The sequence below is a fragment of the Pseudomonas sp. LF-5 genome (genome assembly GCF_037626295.1).
Lineage (GTDB): Bacteria > Pseudomonadota > Gammaproteobacteria > Pseudomonadales > Pseudomonadaceae > Aquipseudomonas > Aquipseudomonas monsensis.
The window spans coordinates 777,033-798,837 of the sequence record NZ_JARKMT010000002.1 but is presented as its reverse complement, the minus strand read 5'-3'; the positions used below and the strand labels follow the sequence as shown (position 1 = coordinate 798,837).

Sequence of the window (21,805 nt, the reverse complement as noted above, 5' to 3'; positions counted from 1 at the left end):
TCACTCAAAACCGACACAGTCTTTACGTCCTTGTAACATCTGGAAAGATTCGCTGACCGAAGCTTTCGTCGAGAAAACCCTGAAAGTGGTGATCGCCTGGGGTCGTTATGCGGAGATTTTCTCCTACGACGACCACACCGAAACGTTCAGCCTGGAAGATGTCGAGGGCAGCCTTTAGCCCTCGGCACCTCTGGTGCTGCACCTAAAGCACAAACAGATCGACAAAGCGATTGACCGGGGTGGCTTCGAGCATTGGCTGATCCTTGCACAGGGCGAAGATCTGGTGGCTGCGCTGACCGGTGAAGCGCGTTGCCAGGTTGGCCTTGAACTTGTCTTCCAGTAACGGAATGCCTTCGGCACGACGGCGACGGTGGCCGATCGGATATTCGACCACCACGTTCTCGGTGCTGGAACCGTCCTTGAAAAACACCTGTACCGCGTTGGCAATCGAGCGCTTGTCGGGCTCCAGATACTCGCGGGTGAAACGCGGGTCTTCGACGATGACCATCTTCTCGCGCAGCACGTCGATGATCGGGTGCGCGGCGTGGAAGTCGTCCTCGTAATGCTCGGCCACCAGATTGCCGAATGCCAGTGGCACGGCGGTCATGTACTGGAGGCAGTGATCGCGGTCGGCGGCGTTGGCCAGCGGCCCGACCTTGGAAATGATGCGAATCGCCGACTCGTGGGTGGTGATGACGATGCGGTCGATGTCATGCAAGCGGTTGCGCACCAACGGATGCAATGCCACCGCCGCTTCGCAGGCCGTTTGCGCGTGGAACTCGGCGGGGAAGCTGATCTTGAACAGCACGTTTTCCATGACATAGCTGCCGTAGGGTCGCGAGAAAATGAAGGCGCGCCTGTTCTCAGGCTTGAGCGCCAGATCGTTATTGGTGTGGCTGAACGACACGTCATAGAAGCCCCACTGTTTGGCCGTCAACACCCCGGGAATGCCCATCTCACCTCTCAGGGCGATGTCGGCCAGACGAACGCCACGACTGGTTGCATCCCCTGCCGCCCAGGATTTGCGCGAACCGGCATTTGGCGCGTGGCGATAGGTGCGCAGCGCCTGGCCATCGGCGAAGGCATGGGACAACGCCGACAACAATTGCTCGCGATTGGCACCCATCAGTTTCGCGGTGACGGCGGTCGAAGCGACTTTCACCAGCAGAACGTGGTCGAGTCCGACGCGGTTGAAGGCGTTTTCCAGGGCGATCACGCCTTGAATCTCATGGGCCATGATCATCGCTTCGAGCACGTCACGCATTGTCAGCGGTGCCTCACCATTGGCAATGCGCTTTTGCGACAGATGATCGGCCACCGCGAGAATCCCGCCGAGGTTGTCCGACGGATGCCCCCATTCGGCCGCGAGCCAGGTGTCGTTGTAATCGAGCCAGCGCACGATGCAGCCGATGTCCCACGCGGCTTTTACCGGATCGAGGCGATACGACGTACCGGGCACGCGCGCGCCGAACGGCACGACGGTGCCTTCGACGAGCGGGCCAAGGTGTTTGGTGCATTCGGGAAAACGCAGCGCCAGCAGGCCACAGCCCAGGGTATCCATCAGGCAGTTGCGGGCGGTGGCGAGGGCTTCGGCAGATTCGATGTTGAAGGTGAGGACGTAATCGGCGATGTCCTGCAGGACACGGTCGTAGTCGGGGCGGTTGTTCAGGTCGACGTTGGCGCTCATGTTCGATTCACTCTGGCAGTGTTCGTTGATGGGACCTCGGTTCAGGGCTAACTGTTTTCTTATGGTTGAAATGCAATCCACTGCAGGAGTGAGCCTGCTCGCGATGGCGGTGTGTCAGGCAACGTTGACGTTGAATGTCAGTCCACTATCGCGAGCAGGCTCACTCCTGCAGTTTGGTTCGGTGTTGGCTCAGAAAGAGTCGCCGGGGATGCGCACGTAGCCTTCCATCAGCACCCGCGCACTGCGGCTCATGATGGCTTTCTTCACCACCCACTCACCGTTTTCCAGACTGGCCTCGGCGCCGACGCGCAGAGTCCCGGACGGATGACCGAAACGCACGGCGTTGCGTTCAACGCCACCCGCTGCGAGATTCACCAGTGTCCCGGAAATCGCCGCCGCCGTGCCGATCGCCACCGCCGCCGTGCCCATCATCGCGTGGTGCAACTTGCCCATCGACAGCGCACGCACCAGCAAATCCACATCAGCGGCCGCAATCGCCTTGCCACTGGACGCAACGTAATCCGCAGGCTTGGCGACGAACGCGACTTTCGGCGTGTGCTGCCGCTTGGCTGCCTCATCCAGACTGGAAATCAGGCCCATGCGCAGCGCACCGTAGGCGCGGATGGTTTCGAACATCTGCAGCGCTTTCGGATCGCTGTTGATCGCGCTTTGCAGCTCGGTACCGGTGTAGCCGATGTCTTCGGCGTTGACGAAAATCGTCGGGATCCCGGCGTTGATCATAGTCGCCTGGAACGTGCCAACGCCCGGCACCTCAAGCTGATCGACCAGGTTGCCGGTGGGGAACATCGAACCGCCGCCGCCCTCTTCTTCCGCCGCCGGGTCCATGAATTCAACCTGCACTTCGGCCGCCGGAAAAGTCACGCCGTCGAGTTCGAAATCACCGGTTTCCTGCACCTCACCGTTGGTGATCGGCACGTGAGCGATGATGGTCTTGCCGATGTTGGCCTGCCACACGCGCACCACCGCCACGCCGTTGTACGGAATGCGGCTGGCATCGACCAGACCATGGCTGATGGCGAACGAACCGACCGCCGCCGAGAGGTTGCCGCAGTTGCCGCTCCAGTCCACGAACGGCTTGTCGATGGACACCTGACCGAACAGGTAATCGACGTCGTGATCGGCCTTGATGCTTTTCGACAGGATCACGGTTTTGCTGGTGCTCGAGGTGGCACCGCCCATGCCGTCGATCTGCTTGTCGTACGGGTCGGGACTGCCGATCACACGCAGCAGCAAGGCGTCGCGGGCCGGGCCGGGAATCTGCGCGGCTTCAGGCAGATCCTTGAGGCTGAAAAACACGCCTTTGCTGGTACCGCCGCGCATGTAGGTGGCGGGGATTTTGATCTGTGGTGCGTGAGCCATGGTTGCTCCTCAAAGAACCAAGGGACAAATCATCCCTTGGTCGCTTAACTGGTTTAAACGGCAGCCGCCGACTCTTCGAGGAAGTCCTGGGCGAAGCGCTGCAACACGCCGCCGGCCTCATAGATCGACACTTCTTCAGCGGTATCGAGGCGACAGGTCACCGGCACTTCGACACGCTCGCCGTTGTTGCGATGGATCACCAGCGTCAGGTCGGCGCGTGGCGTGCGGGCGCCGATCACGTCGTAGGTTTCGCTGCCGTCGATGGCCAGGGTGTGGCGGTCGGTGCCGGATTTGAACTCCAGCGGCAACACCCCCATGCCCACCAGGTTGGTGCGGTGGATGCGCTCGAAACCTTCGGCGACGATCGCTTCGACGCCTGCCAGACGCACGCCCTTGGCCGCCCAGTCGCGGGACGAACCCTGACCGTAATCGGCACCGGCAATGATGATCAGCGGCTGCTTGCGCTCCATATAGGTTTCGATGGCTTCCCACATGCGCATCACTTTGCCTTCCGGCTCCACTCGCGCCAGGGAACCCTGTTTGACCTTGCCGTTTTCCACGACCATTTCATTGAACAGTTTCGGGTTGGCAAAGGTCGCGCGTTGCGCAGTCAGGTGGTCACCCCGGTGCGTGGCGTAGGAGTTGAAGTCCTCTTCCGGCAGGCCCATTTTCGCCAGGTATTCGCCAGCGGCGCTGTCGAGCATGATCGCGTTGGAGGGCGACAGGTGATCGGTGGTGATGTTGTCCGGCAGCACCGCCAGCGGGCGCATGCCCTTGAGCGGACGGGCCCCGGCCAGCGCGCCTTCCCAGTACGGCGGACGGCGGATGTAGGTGCTCATCTCGCGCCAGTCGTACAGCGGTGTGACTTTCGGGCCAGTGTCTTCGTGAACGGCGAACATCGGAATGTAGACCTGACGGAACTGCTCCGGCTTCACCGACGACTTCACCACCGCGTCGATTTCTTCGTCGCTCGGCCAGATGTCTTTCAGGCGGATTTCCTTGCCGTCGACCACGCCCAGCACGTCCTTCTCGATGTCGAAACGGATGGTGCCGGCAATGGCGTAAGCGACCACCAGCGGCGGCGAAGCGAGGAACGCCTGCTTGGCGTACGGGTGAATGCGGCCGTCGAAGTTACGATTACCGGAGAGCACTGCAGTCGCGTAAAGATCGCGGTCGATGATCTCTTGCTGAATCACCGGATCGAGTGCGCCGGACATGCCGTTGCAGGTGGTGCAGGCGAACGCGACGACACCGAAACCGAGCTGTTCCAGCTCCGTGGTCAGCCCCGCTTCATCGAGGTACAGCGCGACGGTTTTCGAGCCCGGCGCCAGCGAGGATTTGACCCACGGCTTGCGGGTCAGGCCGAGTTTGTTGGCATTGCGCGCCAGCAGGCCGGCGGCAATCACGTTGCGCGGGTTGCTGGTGTTGGTGCAACTGGTGATGGCGGCGATGATCACTGCGCCGTCAGGCATTTGCCCCGGCACGTCATCCCACTGCCCGGAGATGCCTTTGGCCGCCAGATCCGCCACCGCGACGCGGGCGTGCGGGTTGCTCGGGCCGGCCATGTTGCGCACCACCGACGACAGGTCGAACGTCAGGCCGCGCTCGTATTGCGCGCCTTTCAGGCTGTCGGCCCACAGGCCGTTGAGCTTGGCGTACTGCTCGACCAGTTGCACTTGCTGATCTTCGCGACCGGTGAGTTTCAGGTAGTCGATGGTCTGCTGGTCGATGTAGAACATCGCCGCAGTGGCGCCGTATTCCGGGGCCATGTTGGAGATGGTCGCGCGGTCGCCGAGGGTCAGCGCCGACGCACCTTCGCCGAAGAACTCCAGCCATGCGCCGACGACTTTCTGTTTGCGCAGGTATTCGGTCAGCGCCAGCACCATGTCGGTGGCGGTGATGCCCGGTTGCAGCTTGCCGGTCAGTTCGACGCCGACGCTTTCCGGCAGGCGCATCCACGAGGCGCGGCCGAGCATCACGCTTTCGGCTTCGAGGCCGCCGACGCCGATGGCGATCACGCCCAGCGCATCGACGTGCGGGGTGTGGCTGTCGGTGCCGACGCAGGTGTCAGGGAACGCCACGCCATCGCGCACCTGAATCACCGGGGACATTTTCTCCAGGTTGATCTGGTGCATGATGCCGTTGCCTGGCGGGATCACATCAACGTTCTTGAAGGCCTTTTTGGTCCAGTTGATGAAGTGGAAACGGTCTTCGTTGCGCCGGTCTTCGATGGCGCGGTTCTTCTCGAACGCCTGCTTGTCGAAACCGCCCGCTTCCACTGCCAGCGAGTGGTCGACGATCAGTTGCGTCGGCACCACCGGGTTGACCTGCGCCGGGTCACCGCCCTGCAAGGCGATCGCGTCACGCAGGCCGGCGAGGTCGACCAGTGCGGTCTGGCCAAGAATGTCGTGGCACACCACGCGCGCCGGGAACCACGGGAAGTCGAGGTCGCGTTTACGCTCGATCAGTTGTTTGAGGGAATCGGTGAGCGTGGCCGGATCGCAGCGACGCACGAGGTTTTCCGCCAACACGCGGGAGGTGTACGGCAGGGTGTCGTAGCTGCCGGGCTGAATCGCCTCGACCGCCGCACGGACGTCGAAGTAATCCAGGGAACTGCCGGGCAGGTTCTTGCGGAATGCTGTGTTCATCGGGTCAGGACTCGGGTCACGGTGGTTTCAAGAGGTGGGGCCGGACACTGACCTTGAAATTCACACTGAACCCTGTGGGAGCTGGCTTGCCAGCGATAGCGGTGGGTCAGTCGACATCAATGTTGGATGTGACTCGGTCATCGCTGGCAAGCCAGCTCCCACAGGGTCTTCGGTGAACATCGAGATTAGTGATCGGCCCTCACCATTCAGCGACGTTCGATTGGCACGAACTTGCGCTGTTCTACGCCGATGTACTCGGCGCTCGGACGGATGATGCGGTTGTTGGCGCGCTGTTCGAACACGTGGGCGGCCCAGCCGGTCAGGCGCGAGCAGACGAAGATCGGCGTGAACAGCTTGGTCGGGATGCCCATGAAGTGGTACGCCGAGGCATGGTAGAAGTCGGCGTTGGGGAACAGTTTCTTCTGCTCCCACATGGTCTTGTCGATGGCTTCGGAGACCGGGAACAACACCTTGTCACCGACTTCGTCAGCGAGTTTTTTCGACCAGCCCTTGATCACCTCGTTGCGCGGATCGCTGTCCTTATAGATCGCGTGGCCGAAGCCCATGATCTTGTCCTTGCGCTCAAGCATGCCGAGGGTGCCCTTGATCGCCTCTTCCGGCGACGAGAAGCGTTCGATCATCTCCATCGCCGCTTCGTTGGCGCCGCCGTGCAGCGGGCCGCGCAGCGAACCGATGGCAGCCGTGACGCAGGAATACAGGTCAGACAGGGTCGACGCGCAAACGCGCGCGGTAAAGGTCGAGGCGTTGAATTCATGTTCGGCGTAAAGAATCAGCGACACGTTCATCACTTTGACGTGGAGTTCACTTGGCTTCTTGTCGTGCAGCAGGTGCAGGAAGTGGCCGCCGATGGTCGGCTCGTCGCTGACGCAGTTGATGCGCTTGCCGTCGTGGCTGAAGCGATACCAGTAGCACATGATCGCCGGGAACGCGGCCAGCAGGCGGTCGGTCTTGTCGCGCTGTTCGGAGAAGTCTTTCTCCGGCTCGATATTGCCGAGGAACGAGCAACCGGTGCGCATCACGTCCATCGGGTGGGCGTCGGCGGGAATGCGTTCGAGCACCTCTTTCAGTGCTTGCGGCAGGTCGCGCAGCTTGCTCAGCTTTTGCTGGTAGGCGTCGAGTTGTGCCTGGGTCGGCAGCTCTCCGTACAGCAGCAGGTAAGCCACTTCTTCGAACTGCGCGTCTGCCGCCAGTTCACGCACGTCGTAGCCGCGATAGGTCAGCCCGGCACCGGCCTGGCCCACGGTGGACAGTGCGGTTTGCCCGGCCACCTGGCCACGGAGCCCGGCGCCACTGAGTACTTTTGCTTCGGCCATTGCTGTCTCCAATCTTCTTGAATTTGTAGGGAAACTTGTAGGAGCGAGCCTGCTCGCGAAGGTGGCTGGAACACCTCGGCACATCAGGAACACCGCGTTATCGTTAACGCCCATCGCGAGCAGGCTCGCTCCCACAGGGGTGTTGGTCAGCCTTTCTTTTGTGCAAACAACGCATCGAGCTTCTGCTCGAAGGTGTGGTAGTCGATGCGGTCGTAAAGCTCCATGCGAGTCTGCATGGTGTCGATGACATTCTGCTGCGTGCCGTCGCGGCGGATCGCGGTGTAGACGTTTTCCGCCGCCTTGTTCATCGCGCGGAACGCCGACAGCGGGTACAGCACCAGCGACACATCCGCTCCCGCAAGCTGCTCGGTGGTGTACAGCGGCGTCGCGCCGAACTCGGTGATGTTGGCGAGGATCGGTGCCTTCACGCGGCTGGCGAACAGTTTGTACATCTCCAGTTCGGTGATGGCTTCCGGGAAGATCATGTCGGCGCCCGCCTCGATGCACGCAGCGGCGCGATCCAGAGCCGATTCCAGGCCTTCCACCGCGAGCGCATCGGTACGTGCCATGATCACGAAGCTGTCGTCGGTACGGGCATCGACGGCGGCCTTGATGCGATCGACCATTTCCTGCTGGCTGACGATTTCCTTGTTCGGACGGTGGCCGCAGCGCTTGGCACCGACCTGGTCTTCGATGTGAATCGCCGCCGCGCCGAACTTGATCATCGACTTGACGGTGCGCGCCACGTTGAACGCCGACGAACCGAAACCGGTATCCACATCCACCAGCAGCGGCAGGTCGCAGACATCGGTGATACGACGCACGTCGGTCAGCACGTCATCCAGGCCGGTGATGCCCAGGTCCGGCACACCGAGCGAACCTGCAGCGACGCCGCCACCGGACAGGTAGATCGCTTTGAAGCCGGCACGCTTGGCCAGCAGCGCGTGGTTGGCGTTGATCGCGCCGACCACTTGCAAGGGATGCTCGCTGGCGACCGCATCGCGGAAACGCTGGCCTGGAGTGTTCTGCTTGGAACTCATGACTCACCTCGTTCAGTGGCTGTCTTATTGTCGGCGCCGTCCTGGTAATGACGGGCGATGTTGCGTTTCGAGGCGCCGATGTGGCGGCGCATCAACAATTCCGCGAGCTCGCCGTCACGGTCGGCGATGGCATCGAGAATCCGGTGGTGTTCGGCAAAGGCCTGACGCGGGCGGTTCGGCGTGGTGGAAAACTGGATGCGGTACATGCGCACCAGTTGGTACAACTCGCCGCAGAGCATCTGGGTCAGGGTGCGATTGCCGCTGCCTTGGATGATCCGGTAATGGAAGTCGAAATCGCCTTCCTGCTGGTAGTAGCCGACGCCGGCCTGAAACGCCGCATCGCGCTCATGGGTTTCCAGCACCCGGCGCAGTTCGTCGATGTCTTCGACGCTCATGCGTTCGGCCGCCAGACGGCAGGCCATGCCTTCGAGGGACTCGCGTATTTCATAGAGTTCGAGCAGTTCGGCGTGGCTGAGCGACACCACTCGTGCGCCGACGTGCGGTACCCGCACCAGCAGGCGCTGGCCTTCGAGCCGATGAATGGCCTCACGCAGCGGCCCGCGGCTGATGCCGTAGGTGCGCGCCAGCTCCGGCTCGGAGATCTTGCTGCCCGGGGCGATCTCACCCTTGACGATGGCCGCCTGGATGCGTCGGAAGACGTTTTCCGAGAGCGTCTCGGAATCGTCGCCGCTGATGACCGGGGGATCGAGTTGATCCAGCATGATTGTCGACACCTTTAAATCCAATGCGGCAAAAACTAGCCAATTCACCCGCATCCGTCAAAGGATAAATACACATTGTCGACAATCGTCTAATAACCACAGCCAATGGTCCTTGTGATCAGCCAATCACCTGTGGGAGCAGGAACCCCAGGGTTATAGACCGCCGCAGGCGCTGGCGCCATAAAACCACCGTGCTAGAATGCCGCCCGCATTTGCTGGCCATTTGTACGGCTTGTCATAAAAAGCTGATAGGCACACGAAGGTGCTGGCGCAGGCAGGAAAGCCTGCTGCCAAGCCCTTGAACCGAGAACGGAACGCTGCGCACCAGGATTTATGAGACTCAAGCCCTTCCCCACCTTTTTTGCTCTGTTTTGCCTGCCCGGCCTCGCCGCAGCGGGGGAAAAAACCGTGTACGGCCTTAACGAATACGCGTCGCTCGATGGCATCAATCTGGAAGTCGCGGCCAAACTCGACACCGGTGCGAAAACCGCATCACTGAGCGCCCGCGACATCAAACGCTTCAAACGCAACGGCGAGTCGTGGGTACGCTTTTATCTGGCGATCGACGCCGCGCATTCGCACCCGATCGAACGGCCGCTGGCGCGGGTCAGCAAGATCAAGCGCCGCGCCGGCGACTACGACCCGGAAGAAGGCAAAAAGTACACTGCCCGCCCGGTCATCGAGCTGGACATCTGCATGGGTTCGGCTTTGCGCAGCATCGAAGTGAACCTGACCGACCGTAGTGCGTTCCAATATCCGCTTTTGATTGGCTCCGAGGCGCTGAAACGCTTCGATGCGCTGGTCGATCCCAGTCTTAAATACGCTGCCGGCAAACCCGCCTGCACCATCGCCGCTCATACCGCCGAGTAATTTCCATGCGTTCTCTAACCTTCCACCTGAAAATCCTGATCACCATTCTGGTGTTGCTGGGCGTTTCGGTTACGGCCTATCAGATTTTCGTGCTCGGGATTCCGGTGACCGAAGACGCCACCGACGACTTGTGGAACATCGACGCCAAGGTCGAGTTCGTCGCCAGCACCAAGGATCCGGTGAAGATCCAGATGTTCGTGCCGCCCCTGAGCCGCGACTACGTCAGCCTCAACGAAAGCTTCATCTCCAATAACTATGGCGTCGCCGTGAACCGCGTCGACGGCAACCGCAAGGTCACCTGGTCGGCGCGCCGGGCCAAGGGCAACCAGACCCTTTATTACCGTCTGGTGCTGACCAAGCGTTACACCGCCGAAAAATCCAAGATCAAAGGCCCGACCTTCCGCGACAGCATCGCCATCGAAGGCCCGGAAAAAATCGCCGCCGAAGCCCTGCTCGCACCGATCCGCCAGCACTCGGCCGACGTCGAAACCTTTATTGGCGAGGCGATCAAGCGGGTCAACAACGTCAACGACGACAACGTCAAACTGCTGCTGGCCGGCGACCCGTCGACGCCACACAAGGCGAAGATCGTCGAGTTGCTGCTGTCCATCGCCCACGTGCCGGTGGAAAAAGTCCACACCATCCGCCTCGTTGCCGATCAACCGCAAACCCCGGAACTGTGGCTGCGCAGCTTCAACGGCAACGACTGGCTGTACTTCAACCCGGAAACCGGCGAGCAAGGCCTGCCGACCGACCGTCTGCTGTGGTGGACCGGTGACGAGAACCTGATCACCGTTGACGGCGGCAAGAAAGCCAACGTGACCTTCAGCCTGAACAACAGCGAGATGAACGCGATTCGTCTGGCCAAGCTGACGGACGAAAACACCGACGCCAACTTCCTCGAATACTCGCTGTACGGCTTGCCGCTGCAGACCCAGCAGACGTTCATGATCATGGTGATGATCCCGATCGGCGTGCTGGTGATCCTGATCCTGCGCAACCTGATCGGCCTGCAGACCCTCGGCACGTTCACCCCGGTGCTGATTGCCCTGGCCTTCCGCGAAACGCAGCTGGGCTTCGGCATTCTGCTGTTTACCGTGATCACCGCGCTGGGCCTGTCGTTACGTTCGTATCTGGAACACTTGAAGCTGCAAATGCTCCCGCGCCTGTCGGTGGTGCTGACCTTTGTCGTGGTGTTGATCGCGGCCATCAGCCTGTTCAGTCACAAGCTCGGCCTGGAGCGCGGCTTGTCTGTTGCGTTGTTCCCGATGGTGATTCTGACCATGACCATCGAACGCCTGTCGATCACCTGGGAAGAACGTGGCGCCAGCCATGCGATGAAAGTGGCGATCGGTACGTTGTTTGCCGCCTCGCTGGCACACCTGATCATGACCGTGCCGGAGCTGGTGTACTTCGTGTTCACCTTCCCGGCGATCCTGCTGATCATGGTCGGTTTCATGCTGGCGATGGGTCGCTATCGCGGCTACCGCCTGACCGAACTGGTGCGTTTCAAGGCATTCGTCAACAAGGCTGATCACTGATGTTCGGTTTCTGGAAGACCTGGAAGGCTCTGGAGGCGCGGGGCATCATGGGCATCAATCGGCGTAACGCCGACTACGTGCTCAAGTACAACAAGCGCAGCCTGTACCCGATCGTCGATGACAAGATCATCACCAAGGAGCGCGCCATCGCAGCCGGCATTCATGTGCCGGAGCTGTATGGCGTGATTTCCACGGAGAAGGAAATCGACAAGCTCGACGCGATCATCGGCGGGCACAACGACTTCGTGATCAAGCCGGCCCAGGGTGCCGGCGGTGACGGCATCATCGTCATCGCCGACCGCTTCGAGGGCCGCTATCGCACGGTCTCGGGCAAGATCCTCGCCCACGAAGAACTCGAGCACCACATCTCGAGCATTCTCACCGGTCTGTATTCGCTGGGCGGTCACCGCGACCGTGCACTGATCGAATACCGAGTGACCCCGGATCAGATCTTCAAAAGCATCAGTTACGAAGGCGTGCCGGACATCCGCATCATCGTGCTGATGGGCTACCCGGTGATGGCCATGCTGCGCTTGCCGACCCGCCAGTCCGGCGGCAAGGCCAACCTGCACCAGGGCGCCATCGGCGTCGGTGTCGATCTGGCCACCGGCCTGACCCTGCGCGGCACCTGGCTGAACAACATCATCAACAAACACCCCGACACCACCAACGCGGTGGATGGCGTGCAACTGCCCTACTGGGACGGTTTCATGAAACTCGCCGCCGGCTGCTACGAGTTGTGCGGGCTGGGTTACATCGGTGTGGACATGGTGCTGGACCAGGAGAAAGGCCCGCTGATTCTGGAGCTGAACGCGCGGCCGGGACTGAATATCCAGATCGCCAACGATTGCGGGCTGACCCAGCGTACGCACGCGGTCGAGGCGCACCTGGAAGCGCTGAAGGCGCGTGGGGTGACGGAGTCGGTTGAGGAACGAGTGGCGTTTACCCAGGAAATGTTTGGGCATATTCCTGCTGTGGAAGGCTGAAAAGCCCCTCACCCTAGCCCTCTCCCAAAGGGAGAGGGGACTGACCGAAGTGGATGCTGGAAATACGCCGACCTGAAAGTTGTGAGTCGAACTCAGGCTTTGAAAAGCATGAAGATCTGCTCCCTTCCCCCTCGCCGCCCAAAGGGAGAGGGGACTGACCGAGGTGGATGCTGGAAATACGCCGACCTGACAGTCTTGAGTCGAACTCAGGCTTTGAAAAGCATGAAGATCTGCTCCCTTCCCCCTCGCCACCCAAAGGGAGAGGGGACTGACCGAAGTAGATGCTGGAAATACGCCGACCTGAAAGTCTTGAGTCGAACTCAGGCTTTGAAAAGCACGAAGATCTGCTCCCTTCCCCCTCGCTGCCCAAAGGGAGAGGGGACTGACCGAAGTGGATGCTGGAAATACGCCGACCTGAAAGTCTTGAGTCGAACTCAAGCTTTGAAAAGCATGAAGATCTGCTCCCTTCCCCCTCGCCGCACTGAGGGAGAGGGGACTGACCGAGGTGAATGCTGGAAATACGCCGACCTGAAAGTCTTGAGTCGAACTCAGGCTTTGAAAAGCATGAAGATCTGCTCCCTTCCCCCTCGCCGCCCAAAGGGAGAGGGGACTGACCGAGGTGGATGCTGGAAATACGCCGACCTGAAAGTCTTGAGTCGAACTCAGGCTTTGAAAAGCATGAAGATCTGCTCCCTTCCCCCTCGCCCCCTTGGGGGAGAGGGCTGGGGTGAGGGGGTAGGCTTTTGATTTTGATCTGACAGCGGAGAGGACTACAATCCCTACCCCGCCTCGATGGCCGATCTGCCCCGCCCATGTTGACCTGTTCCGTACACCCGCTGCCTTACCGCGCCAATCCCGCCGACTATTTCGCGGCCATCCGTCATGCCCCCGGCGCCGTGTTGCTCGACAGCGGCCGGCCGAGTGCCGACCGTGGTCGCTATGACCTGCTCAGCGCCTGGCCACTGGCACAACTGGCGGTGTTGCCCGACGAAAGCGGCAGCGTTTTCCTGCAACGCCTGCGGGACAATCTGACTTGTCTGGGCCAGGCGCAGCTGCCGGCGGAATATGAGCTGCCGTTCGCTGGCGGCCTGATCGGCTATCTGAGTTACGACTTCGGCCGGCACCTGGAACAGCTGCCGAACCAGGCCCGGGATGATCTGCAACTGCCCGACGCACGCTTCGGACTGTACGACTGGGCGCTGATCAGCGATCACCAGACGGCCACCAGCCAACTGGTTTTTCACCCGTCGTTGGCCGACAGTGAGCGGCAACGCCTGATCAGCCTGTTCAGTCAATCGGCCGCCGCCACGCTGACGCCGTTCAAGCTGAACACGCCGATGACCGCCGACCTGTCGGCCGATGACTATCGCCAGGCGCTGGAGCGCATTCATCAATACATCCAGGCCGGCGACTGCTACCAGGTCAACTTCGCCCAGCGTTTCCGCGCAACCTGTCAGGGCGATCCGTGGCTGGCTTATTGCGCTTTGCGTGAAGCCTGCCCGACGCCGTTTTCCGGCTTCCAGAGCCTGCCCGACGGCGGCGCGGTGCTGAGCCTGTCGCCGGAGCGTTTCGTCAAAGTCAGCCAGCGCCAGGTCGAAACCCGCCCGATCAAAGGCACCCGCCCCCGTGGTCTGACGCCCGCCGAAGACGCGGCCAATGCCGCCGAACTGCTGGCCAGCCCCAAGGATCGCGCCGAGAACCTGATGATCGTCGACCTGCTACGCAACGACCTCGGCCGCACCTGCCGCATCGGCTCGGTGCGGGTACCGGAGCTGTTCAGCCTGGAAAGCTATCCCAACGTGCATCACCTGGTCAGCAGCGTGACCGGTGAACTGGCGCAGGATCGCGACGCTCTGGACCTGATCGCCGGCAGCTTTCCCGGCGGCTCGATCACCGGCGCACCAAAGATTCGTGCAATGCAGATCATCGACGAACTGGAACCGACCCAGCGTGGATTGTATTGCGGGTCGCTGCTGTATCTGGACGTGCGTGGCGAGATGGACAGCTCCATCGCCATTCGCAGTCTGCTGGTCAAGGATGGGCAGGTGTGTTGCTGGGGCGGCGGCGGGATCGTGGCTGATTCGGACTGGCAGGCGGAGTATCAGGAGTCGATTACCAAAGTGAAGATCCTCCTGGAAACCCTGCAAAACCTCTAAAAGCTATCGCGAGCAGGCTCACTCCTGCATTTGGAATGCGTTCCCTTGTAGGAGTGAGCCTGCTCGCGATGGCGTCTTTTCAGACGACTACAAACTCAACTCTCGGTTGGAAGCTTTGAGGAATTCCTGCTTCAACTCGGCAAACGTATGCACCGCCGGAAACTGCGGGAACTCCCGGATCACGTTGTCCGGCGCGTGGAACAGAATCCCGGCGTCCGCCTCACCCAGCATGCTCGTATCGTTATATGAATCCCCCGCCGCAATCACCCGGTAGTACAGGCTTTTGAACGATAGCACCGACTGACGCTTGGGATCTTTCTGACGCAGTTGATAGCTGGTCACCCGCCCGCTGTCGTCAGTGATCAGACGATGGCAAAGCAAGGTCGGGAAGCCCAGTTGTCGCATCAGCGGCTGGGAGAATTCGTAGAAGGTGTCCGAGAGAATCACCACCTGAAAGCGCTCGCGCAGCCAGTCGACGAACTCCACCGCGCCGTCCAGCGGCTTGAGCGTGGCGATCACTTCCTGAATATCCGAAAGCTTCAGACCGTGCTCGTCGAGGATGCGCAGACGCTGTTTCATCAGCACGTCGTAATCGGGAATGTCCCGGGTGGTGGCCTTGAGGGAGTCGATTCCGGTTTTTTCGGCAAAGGCGATCCAGATTTCCGGTACCAGTACCCCTTCAAGATCCAGGCAAGCAATTTCCACAAGACACTCCCGTTTGTATTGATTATTGAGTCGAGCGAGCCCGAACTCTAGCGACTCCCCCGCCACGGCGCAACGCAGCGACCACCCCGTACCCCGCCGCTTTTTGTTAACATCGCCGCCATATAGAGCGCCCAGCGCCACCGACCTGTAGGAAGCCGCCCTGATGAGCCCAACGTTCGACGTCGTGGAACTCGCCACGACCTATGCCAACAAATCCGCGCAGGACATCCTGAAACTCGCGTTTGCCGAGTTCGGCGACGAGCTGTGGATATCTTTCAGCGGCGCCGAGGATGTGGTGCTGGTGGACATGGCCTGGAAGCTCAACAAGAACGTCAAGGTGTTCAGTCTCGACACCGGCCGCCTGCACCCGGAAACCTACCGGTTCATTGATCAGGTGCGCGAGCACTACAAGATCGACATCGAACTGGTGTCGCCGGACTACACGAAACTGGAACCGTTCGTGAAGGAAAAAGGCCTGTTCAGTTTCTACAAGGACGGCCATGGCGAATGCTGCGGCATTCGCAAGATCGAGCCGCTGCGCCGTAAATTGTCCGGCGTCAAAGCCTGGGCCACCGGCCAGCGCCGCGACCAGAGCCCGGGCACCCGCAGCGCCGTGGCGGTGCTGGAAATCGACACCGCGTTCTCTACGCCAGAACGCACCCTGTACAAGTTCAACCCGCTGGCACAGATGACCAGCGAAGAGATCTGGGGCTACATCCGCATGCTTGAGCTGCCTTATAACAGCCTGCATGAACGCGGCTTCATCAGCATCGGCTGCGAACCCTGCACCCGTCCTGTGCTGCCGAACCAGCACGAACGCGAAGGCCGCTGGTGGTGGGAAGAAGCGACGCAGAAAGAATGCGGTTTGCATGCGGGGAATATCATCAGCAAGGCTTAAATTCCTGCCTAAATGATCTCCCCCTGTAGGAGCGAGCCTGCTCGCGATAGCGGTGTGTCAGTCCAGGCATTTCTCGGCTGACACACCGCTATCGCGAGCAGGCTCACTCCTACAGTGCTGTGCGGAAACATCAAGAATGTGTACACACAAATGTCACCGTCGGTGCCATTTATGTGTGCACTTTTTTGTTTCCACGCCCTGAAAAGTTACATCCCGCCTGAAAATCCTTTCTCGTCACACGCTGGCGAAATCCCCCGCCAAAAATAAATACCTGTTCAGTCGGTCAATTTTTAACCACTTATTTTCAAACACTTAGCGCTTGTCGATAACTTTTCGAAATGAGCACTGCTACGCATAGATCGCTAACTGGCACAGATCTGGCTTTAGTGCATACATGTTTTGTATACAAAACTGCAAAACATGACCCCACACTTTCGATCCGCAAGCCTGAAGCGCCCTATCCCGTACAGGCTGCAGATGCCCCGTAACCAGTGATGTTTGCTGGCCGCGACGAAGATTTGTCGAGCCCCGGGCTCATGCACAGTCATCGCGGCCCCGTCCATCAGGAGCCTGCCGGAATGCGTACAAGTCTCTCCAACAACATCGCGCTGAATCTGCCCGCCTCTGCACTCGATCAGCCATTGCCCGACGATGGCCTGACCGAACCGTTACAACTGAGTCCCCGCCTGCACAACAGCGATCTGGCACCGACCCGGGCCGAAGGTCGGCGCTGGGGCAAATACAGCATCTTCGCCCTGTGGACCAACGATGTGCACAACATCGCCAACTACTCGTTCGCCATCGGACTGTATGCGCTGGGCCTGGGGGGCTGGCAGATTCTGCTGTCGCTGGGGATCGGTGCGGCGCTGGTGTACTTCTTCATGAACCTGTCCGGCTACATGGGACAGAAAACCGGGGTGCCGTTTCCGGTGATCAGCCGGATCAGTTTCGGCATCCACGGCGCACAGATTCCGGCGCTGATCCGGGCGGTGATCGCCATCGCCTGGTTCGGAATCCAGACGTACCTGGCGTCGGTGGTGTTTCGCGTGCTGTTGACGGCGATTCACCCAGGCTTCGCCGAGTACGACCACAACTCGATCCTCGGATTGTCGTCCCTGGGTTGGGTATGTTTCGTAGCGATCTGGTTCGTGCAACTGGCGATCCTCGCCTACGGCATGGAAATGGTTCGTCGCTACGAAGCCTTCGCCGGGCCGGTGATTCTGCTGACCGTCGCCGCCCTCGCCGCGTGGATGTATACCCAGGCCAATGCAACCATCGCCTGGTCGATCCGTGAACCACTGACCGGTGGCGAAATGTGGCGCAACATCTTTGCCGGCGGCGCGTTGTGGCTGGCGATCTACGGCACGCTGATTCTCAACTTCTGCGATTTCGCCCGATCCTCGCCGTGCCGCAAGACCATCAAGGTCGGCAATTTCTGGGGCTTGCCGGTGAATATTCTGGTGTTCGCGGCGATCACCGTGCTGCTGTGTGGCGCGCAGTTCCAGATCAACGGACGGGTGATCGAGAGCCCGACTGAAATCATTGCGTCGATTCCCAACACATTCTTTCTGGTGCTCGGCTGCCTGGCGTTTCTGATTGTCACCGTCGCGGTGAACATCATGGCCAACTTCGTCGCCCCGGCGTTTGTCCTGAGCAATCTGGCGCCAAAGTACCTGACCTTCCGCCGCGCCGGGCTGATCAGCGCGACCATCGCCGTGTTGATCCTGCCGTGGAACCTCTACAACAGCCCGTTGGTGATCGTGTATTTCCTCTCCGGCCTCGGCGCCCTGCTCGGTCCGCTGTACGGAGTGATCATGGTCGACTACTGGCTGATCCGCAGAGGCCGGATCAACGTCCCGCAGTTGTACAGCGAAGATCCCAACGGCGCTTATTACTACAGCCGCGGGGTGAATATCCGTGCCGTGGCGGCGTTCATTCCTGCGGCGCTGATCGCCATCGTCCTGGCGCTGGTGCCGGGTTTCCACAGCATCTCGCCGTTCTCCTGGCTGGTGGGCGCCGGCATTGCCGCGATGCTCTACCTGATCATCGCCCAGCGTCAGCCGCACTACGCCGACGTCAGCGGCGAAGCCATTGCCGTCGACAACGTCAGCCATTAACTTCCTCGCGGCCCGGTTTTCGGGCCGCAGAACTGCCCGCTATAAGGACTTCCCATGCGCATTCTCGTGGTCAACGTCAACACCACCGAATCGATCACCCAGGCCATCGCCCGCTCGGCTCAGGCTGTCGCGTCACCCGGTACGGAAATCATCGGCCTGACACCGTTCTTCGGCGCCGACTCGGTGGAAGGCAACTTCGAAAGTTACCTGGCTGCCATCGCCGTGATGGATCGGGTGATGTCTTACGATCAACCCTTCGACGCGGTGATTCAGGCCGGCTACGGCGAGCATGGCCGTGAAGGCTTGCAGGAATTGCTTAACGTGCCGGTGGTGGACATCACCGATGCGGCAGCGAGTACGGCGATGTTTCTCGGCCACGCCTATTCAGTGGTGACCACCCTGGATCGCACGGTGCCGCTGATCGAAGACCGGCTGAAGTTGTCCGGCCTGTGGGACCGCTGCGCATCGGTGCGGGCCAGCGGTCTGGCGGTGCTGGAACTGGAACATGAGCCGCACCGCGCACTGGAAGCCATCGTGCATCAGGCCGAGCTGGCGGTGACGCAAGACAAGGCCGAAGTGATTTGCCTGGGCTGCGGCGGGATGGCCGGGCTGGATGAGCAGATTCGTCGCCGCACCGGGGTGCCGGTGGTCGATGGCGTGACGGCGGCGGTGACCATCGCCGAATCGCTGGTGCGGCTGCGGTTGTCGACGTCCAAGGTGCGGACTTACGCGACGCCGAGGCCGAAAAACATTGTGGGCTGGCCGGGGCGGATTGCTCGCTAGACCGCGTTATCGTTCATCGCAGGCAAGCCACGCGCCCACAGGGTTCGCGTTGTTTCACCATTATGTGAACGACAAAGTACCTGTGGGAGCGTGGCTTGCCCGCGATGGCCGCAACTCGATCAAAAGCCAAACTCAGAAAGCACTGAACCGCCGAGCCAACCCCCGCTCCGCAAACTGCTCAATCACAAAATCGACAAACGCCCGAGTCTTGCCCGGTAACAATTTATGTTCGGCGTAGTAGATCGAAATGTTGCCGTCATCGATGTACCAGTCCGGCAGCACGCGCTGCAACGTGCCCGCCTCGAGGTAACCCACGGCAAACGGCATGCTGACCAGCGCGATCCCCAGCCCTTGTGCTGCCGTGGCGCAGGCGGCTTCGGAGTCACTCATGGTCATTCGCGTTTTGAGGGTCAAGGGCTGGCAGAGCTGACTGCCGCTACTGATCAACTGCCAGGAGCGCACCCGGCCGGTTTGCGGCGAACGAATCAGGATCCCATCGTGACGTTGCAGGTCATCCGCTTCGACGATCGCCTCGTGCTTTTGCAGATAGTCCGCAGACGCCACCAACACGCGATGCGCGGGTGCCAATTTGCGTGCGACGACGCCTTGGGGCAATTCAAATCCTCCGCCAATCGCCGCATCGAACCCCTGCCCGATCAAATCGACCTGACGATTATCAAAATGCCAGTCAGGGTTGATCGCCGGAAACCGACGCAAAAACTCTTGCAACAACGGCACGATGTACAAGCGCCCGAATACCGTGCCCATGCTGACTTTCAACGTCCCCGCCGGCAGTCCCTCCACACTCGACAGATTGGCCACCGCATTCTGAATCGTCGTCAGACTGCCACTGACCTGGCTCAAAAACAGCTGACCGGCCTCGGTCAGCGTCAGGCTGCGTGTACTACGCTGGAACAGCCGTACACCGAGCCGCCCCTCAAGCTTCGCGACACTCTTGCCGACGGCTGCGGGGGTAAGGCTCAAGCGCCGCGCGGCCTCGGCAAAACTGCCGACTTCGGCGCTGCGCACGAAGCATTCGATACTGCTGAAGGTTTCCATGATCGCCACTATAAACTTCTGGTTTACACAGACTATAGCAATCAGGGTCTACACGGTTGTCGATGCGAGGCCGATACTCGGCTCCAACACCAAGGCATTCCGCCTTCAACTTTCTGGAGATCGAACATGACCACTCAACTCCTCAGCGGCAAAGTCGCTCTGATTCAAGGCGGTTCCCGTGGCATCGGCGCTGCCATCGTCAAACGTCTGGCCGCCGAAGGCGCTGCAGTCGCATTCACCTACGTCAGCTCCACCGCAAAAGCCGAAGAACTGCAGAACAGCATCACCACCACTGGCGGCAAAGCCTTGGCGATCAAGGCTGACAGCGCCGACGCCGCCGCCATCCGGCATGCCGTCAACGCCACTGTCGAAGCGTTTGGTCGCCTCGACATCCTGGTCAACAACGCCGGCGTACTGGCCGTAGCCCCCCTGGAAGATTTCAAACTGGAAGATTTCGACCAGACCGTGGCAATCAATATTCGCAGTGTCTTCATCGCCTCCCAGGAAGCCGCGAAACATATGGGTGAAGGCGCACGCATCATCAACATCGGCAGCACCAACGCTGACCGCATGCCCTTCGCCGGTGGCGGTGTGTATGCCATGAGCAAATCGGCGCTGGTCGGTCTGACCAAAGGCCTGGCACGTGATCTTGGTCCTCGCGGCATCACCGTCAACAACGTGCAGCCCGGCCCGGTCGACACGGACATGAACCCGGCGCACGGTGACTTTGCCGAAAGCCTGATTCCGTTGATGGCTGTCGGTCGCTACGGTAAAGCCGAAGAAATCGCCAGTTTCGTCGCTTATCTGGCAGGGCCCGAAGCCGGCTACATCACCGGTGCCAGCCTGACGATCGACGGTGGTTTCGGCGCCTGATCCTTCTGAGTCGCCGGTAAAAAAACGCCGCCCCTCCTACAACAGAGGGGCGGCGTTTTTGTTCACTGCCTGATCAGGCCCAATCCAGCGCCGGCAAGCCACAGGCACTCGGCGTGAACGCTTTCAACGACCGGAGAATCCCGTCGGCGTGGGCGTATTTCTCATCGGCCATGGCGGCATCGGGAATGGCGATGGCAGTCATGCCCGCCGCTTTGGCGGCGGTCACGCCGAACGGTGAATCTTCAAACACCAGACAATCTTCCGGCGCGACACCCAGGCGACGGGCCGCCGTGAGGAAAATATCCGGTGCCGGTTTGGCCGCACCGACTTCCGGATCGTCCGCTGTCACAATGAAGTCGAACAGCGCGAACCAGTCACGGTGCAGCGTGGTTTTCTGGCCGAACGACTGACGCGAGGAACTGGTGCCCACGGCAATCGGAATGTTGTGCGCCTTGAGGTGACGAATCAGCTCTTGCGCGCCCGGCATGGCCTGGGCCTTGGGAAAACGCTCGCGCATCAGTGGCTCGCGGATCAGCAGAAACTCTTCGGCGGAGATCGGCAGATCCAGCGCCTGCACCACGTAGTTCGCCAGATCGTTGGCACCGCGACCAATGATGTTCTGTTTAACGCTCCAGTCGAAGGTTCGCCCGTAGCGTTCGGCAATCAACGAGGTGACCTCGGTGTAAATGCCCTCGGTGTCCAGCAGCAAACCGTCCATATCGAAAATCACGGCCTTGATCGGGCCGAACGTCTTCAGCGGTGCATTCATCATCGGATCCGTTATCAAAGACATCCCGGGCGGCAAAGGGCATGCCGCTGCTCGGATCTGATTAAAGGGTTCAGCAGCATAACGAGCACAACCGACATTGAGCAACGGGCAACGCTCTCTGCGGCGATGAACAACTCGCATTAATTTGACGAAACGTCCTACAGATATTGCCTACTTGCCCGACTTCTTTCCCTTCTGATCCCCCGCAAAGTCCGCGCACCTCTTTCACGTGCGCGA

The 21,805-nt window shown here is 60.5% G+C and carries 17 protein-coding genes and 1 pseudogene; 9 read left to right on the top strand and 9 right to left on the bottom strand.

What is annotated here, in order from left to right:
* Positions 1-43: 43 nt before the first annotated feature.
* A pseudogene (locus PseuLF5_RS10895) lies at positions 44-178 on the top strand (AAA-associated domain-containing protein); the annotation flags it as partial.
* A 24-nt stretch (positions 179-202) separates the two neighbouring features.
* Here the strand turns inward: PseuLF5_RS10895 and prpD are convergent.
* The 6 genes from prpD to PseuLF5_RS10865 form a co-directional block, all read right to left on the bottom strand.
* A complete protein-coding gene (prpD, locus tag PseuLF5_RS10890) occupies positions 203-1,687 on the bottom strand; it encodes a 2-methylcitrate dehydratase (protein ID WP_340133489.1) in 1,485 nt (494 codons plus the stop codon).
* 189 nt (positions 1,688-1,876) lie between these two features.
* Positions 1,877-3,067, bottom strand: coding sequence for a 2-methylaconitate cis-trans isomerase PrpF (gene prpF / locus PseuLF5_RS10885; protein ID WP_123463657.1), 1,191 nt, complete (start codon positions 3,065-3,067; stop codon positions 1,877-1,879).
* A 53-nt stretch (positions 3,068-3,120) separates the two neighbouring features.
* The gene (gene acnD, locus PseuLF5_RS10880) at positions 3,121-5,715 is read right to left on the bottom strand and encodes a Fe/S-dependent 2-methylisocitrate dehydratase AcnD (protein ID WP_340133488.1); all 2,595 of its coding nucleotides are present in this window, start codon (positions 5,713-5,715) and stop codon (positions 3,121-3,123) included.
* A 206-nt stretch (positions 5,716-5,921) separates the two neighbouring features.
* Positions 5,922-7,049: a bifunctional 2-methylcitrate synthase/citrate synthase gene (gene prpC / locus PseuLF5_RS10875; protein WP_128615305.1), complete on the bottom strand. Its 1,128-nt coding sequence runs from the start codon at positions 7,047-7,049 to the stop codon at positions 5,922-5,924.
* Positions 7,050-7,195: 146 nt separating this feature from the next.
* Complete coding sequence (prpB, locus tag PseuLF5_RS10870) at positions 7,196-8,089, bottom strand: methylisocitrate lyase (protein WP_123463664.1); 894 nt, start codon at positions 8,087-8,089, stop codon at positions 7,196-7,198.
* Positions 8,086-8,808: a GntR family transcriptional regulator gene (locus tag PseuLF5_RS10865; RefSeq protein WP_174377155.1), complete on the bottom strand. Its 723-nt coding sequence runs from the start codon at positions 8,806-8,808 to the stop codon at positions 8,086-8,088. The genes prpB and PseuLF5_RS10865 overlap by 4 nt, the downstream gene beginning before the upstream one ends.
* A 336-nt stretch (positions 8,809-9,144) precedes the next feature.
* Between PseuLF5_RS10865 and rloA the strand changes: the two genes are divergently transcribed.
* From rloA to pabB, 4 genes are all read left to right on the top strand, one after another.
* The gene (gene rloA, locus PseuLF5_RS10860) at positions 9,145-9,681 is read left to right on the top strand and encodes a retropepsin-like aspartic peptidase RloA (RefSeq protein ID WP_007916436.1); all 537 of its coding nucleotides are present in this window, start codon (positions 9,145-9,147) and stop codon (positions 9,679-9,681) included.
* A 5-nt stretch (positions 9,682-9,686) separates the two neighbouring features.
* Entirely contained in the window at positions 9,687-11,222 is a 1,536-nt protein-coding gene (gene rloB / locus PseuLF5_RS10855; protein WP_128613972.1) for an osmotic stress tolerance membrane protein RloB, read from the top strand.
* Positions 11,222-12,208, top strand: a complete 987-nt coding sequence (locus tag PseuLF5_RS10850; RefSeq protein WP_123463668.1) for an alpha-L-glutamate ligase-like protein — start codon at positions 11,222-11,224, stop codon at positions 12,206-12,208. Before rloB ends, PseuLF5_RS10850 begins: the two co-directional genes overlap by 1 nt.
* Positions 12,209-13,020: 812 nt before the next feature.
* Positions 13,021-14,364 carry an aminodeoxychorismate synthase component I gene (pabB, locus tag PseuLF5_RS10845; protein WP_340133486.1) on the top strand — a complete coding sequence of 448 codons (1,344 nt, stop codon included), beginning with the start codon at positions 13,021-13,023 and terminating at the stop codon, positions 14,362-14,364.
* A gap of 87 nt (positions 14,365-14,451) precedes the next feature.
* Here the strand turns inward: pabB and thrH are convergent, their stop codons facing one another.
* Positions 14,452-15,069, bottom strand: coding sequence for a bifunctional phosphoserine phosphatase/homoserine phosphotransferase ThrH (gene thrH, locus PseuLF5_RS10840; RefSeq protein ID WP_123463671.1), 618 nt, complete (start codon positions 15,067-15,069; stop codon positions 14,452-14,454).
* Between the two features lie 163 nt (positions 15,070-15,232).
* Between thrH and PseuLF5_RS10835 the strand changes: the two genes are divergently transcribed.
* From PseuLF5_RS10835 to PseuLF5_RS10825, 3 genes are all read left to right on the top strand, one after another.
* Positions 15,233-15,967, top strand: a complete 735-nt coding sequence (locus PseuLF5_RS10835) for a phosphoadenylyl-sulfate reductase (protein WP_003223260.1) — start codon at positions 15,233-15,235, stop codon at positions 15,965-15,967.
* 578 nt (positions 15,968-16,545) lie between these two features.
* On the top strand, positions 16,546-18,084 hold the full coding sequence (locus PseuLF5_RS10830) for an NCS1 family nucleobase:cation symporter-1 (RefSeq protein ID WP_123463673.1): 1,539 nt from the start codon (positions 16,546-16,548) through the stop codon (positions 18,082-18,084).
* Positions 18,085-18,138: 54 nt separating this feature from the next.
* The gene (locus PseuLF5_RS10825; RefSeq protein ID WP_340133482.1) at positions 18,139-18,867 is read left to right on the top strand and encodes an aspartate/glutamate racemase family protein; all 729 of its coding nucleotides are present in this window, start codon (positions 18,139-18,141) and stop codon (positions 18,865-18,867) included.
* A 132-nt stretch (positions 18,868-18,999) separates the two neighbouring features.
* Here the strand turns inward: PseuLF5_RS10825 and PseuLF5_RS10820 are convergent, their stop codons facing one another.
* Positions 19,000-19,926: a LysR family transcriptional regulator gene (locus PseuLF5_RS10820; protein ID WP_128614917.1), complete on the bottom strand. Its 927-nt coding sequence runs from the start codon at positions 19,924-19,926 to the stop codon at positions 19,000-19,002.
* A 126-nt stretch (positions 19,927-20,052) separates the two neighbouring features.
* Here PseuLF5_RS10820 and PseuLF5_RS10815 point away from each other — a divergent pair, with 126 nt between their 5' ends.
* Positions 20,053-20,799, top strand: a complete 747-nt coding sequence (locus PseuLF5_RS10815; protein ID WP_128614918.1) for a 3-oxoacyl-ACP reductase family protein — start codon at positions 20,053-20,055, stop codon at positions 20,797-20,799.
* 73 nt (positions 20,800-20,872) lie between these two features.
* On the opposite strand, the gene PseuLF5_RS10810 is transcribed toward PseuLF5_RS10815, so the two are convergent.
* Positions 20,873-21,568 carry an HAD-IA family hydrolase gene (locus tag PseuLF5_RS10810; RefSeq protein ID WP_123463679.1) on the bottom strand — a complete coding sequence of 232 codons (696 nt, stop codon included), beginning with the start codon at positions 21,566-21,568 and terminating at the stop codon, positions 20,873-20,875.
* Positions 21,569-21,805 lie beyond the last annotated feature (237 nt).

Coding starts and splice junctions, on each gene's coding strand:
- prpD (WP_340133489.1), bottom strand. CDS start 1,687: ATGAGCGCCAACGTCGACCTGAACAACCGCCCCGACTACGACCGTGTC.
- prpF (WP_123463657.1), bottom strand. CDS start 3,067: ATGGCTCACGCACCACAGATCAAAATCCCCGCCACCTACATGCGCGGC.
- acnD (WP_340133488.1), bottom strand. CDS start 5,715: ATGAACACAGCATTCCGCAAGAACCTGCCCGGCAGTTCCCTGGATTAC.
- prpC (WP_128615305.1), bottom strand. CDS start 7,049: ATGGCCGAAGCAAAAGTACTCAGTGGCGCCGGGCTCCGTGGCCAGGTG.
- prpB (WP_123463664.1), bottom strand. CDS start 8,089: ATGAGTTCCAAGCAGAACACTCCAGGCCAGCGTTTCCGCGATGCGGTC.
- rloA (WP_007916436.1), top strand. CDS start 9,145: ATGAGACTCAAGCCCTTCCCCACCTTTTTTGCTCTGTTTTGCCTGCCC.
- rloB (WP_128613972.1), top strand. CDS start 9,687: ATGCGTTCTCTAACCTTCCACCTGAAAATCCTGATCACCATTCTGGTG.
- PseuLF5_RS10850 (WP_123463668.1), top strand. CDS start 11,222: ATGTTCGGTTTCTGGAAGACCTGGAAGGCTCTGGAGGCGCGGGGCATC.
- pabB (WP_340133486.1), top strand. CDS start 13,021: ATGTTGACCTGTTCCGTACACCCGCTGCCTTACCGCGCCAATCCCGCC.
- PseuLF5_RS10835 (WP_003223260.1), top strand. CDS start 15,233: ATGAGCCCAACGTTCGACGTCGTGGAACTCGCCACGACCTATGCCAAC.
- PseuLF5_RS10830 (WP_123463673.1), top strand. CDS start 16,546: ATGCGTACAAGTCTCTCCAACAACATCGCGCTGAATCTGCCCGCCTCT.
- PseuLF5_RS10825 (WP_340133482.1), top strand. CDS start 18,139: ATGCGCATTCTCGTGGTCAACGTCAACACCACCGAATCGATCACCCAG.
- PseuLF5_RS10820 (WP_128614917.1), bottom strand. CDS start 19,926: ATGGAAACCTTCAGCAGTATCGAATGCTTCGTGCGCAGCGCCGAAGTC.
- PseuLF5_RS10815 (WP_128614918.1), top strand. CDS start 20,053: ATGACCACTCAACTCCTCAGCGGCAAAGTCGCTCTGATTCAAGGCGGT.
- PseuLF5_RS10810 (WP_123463679.1), bottom strand. CDS start 21,568: ATGAATGCACCGCTGAAGACGTTCGGCCCGATCAAGGCCGTGATTTTC.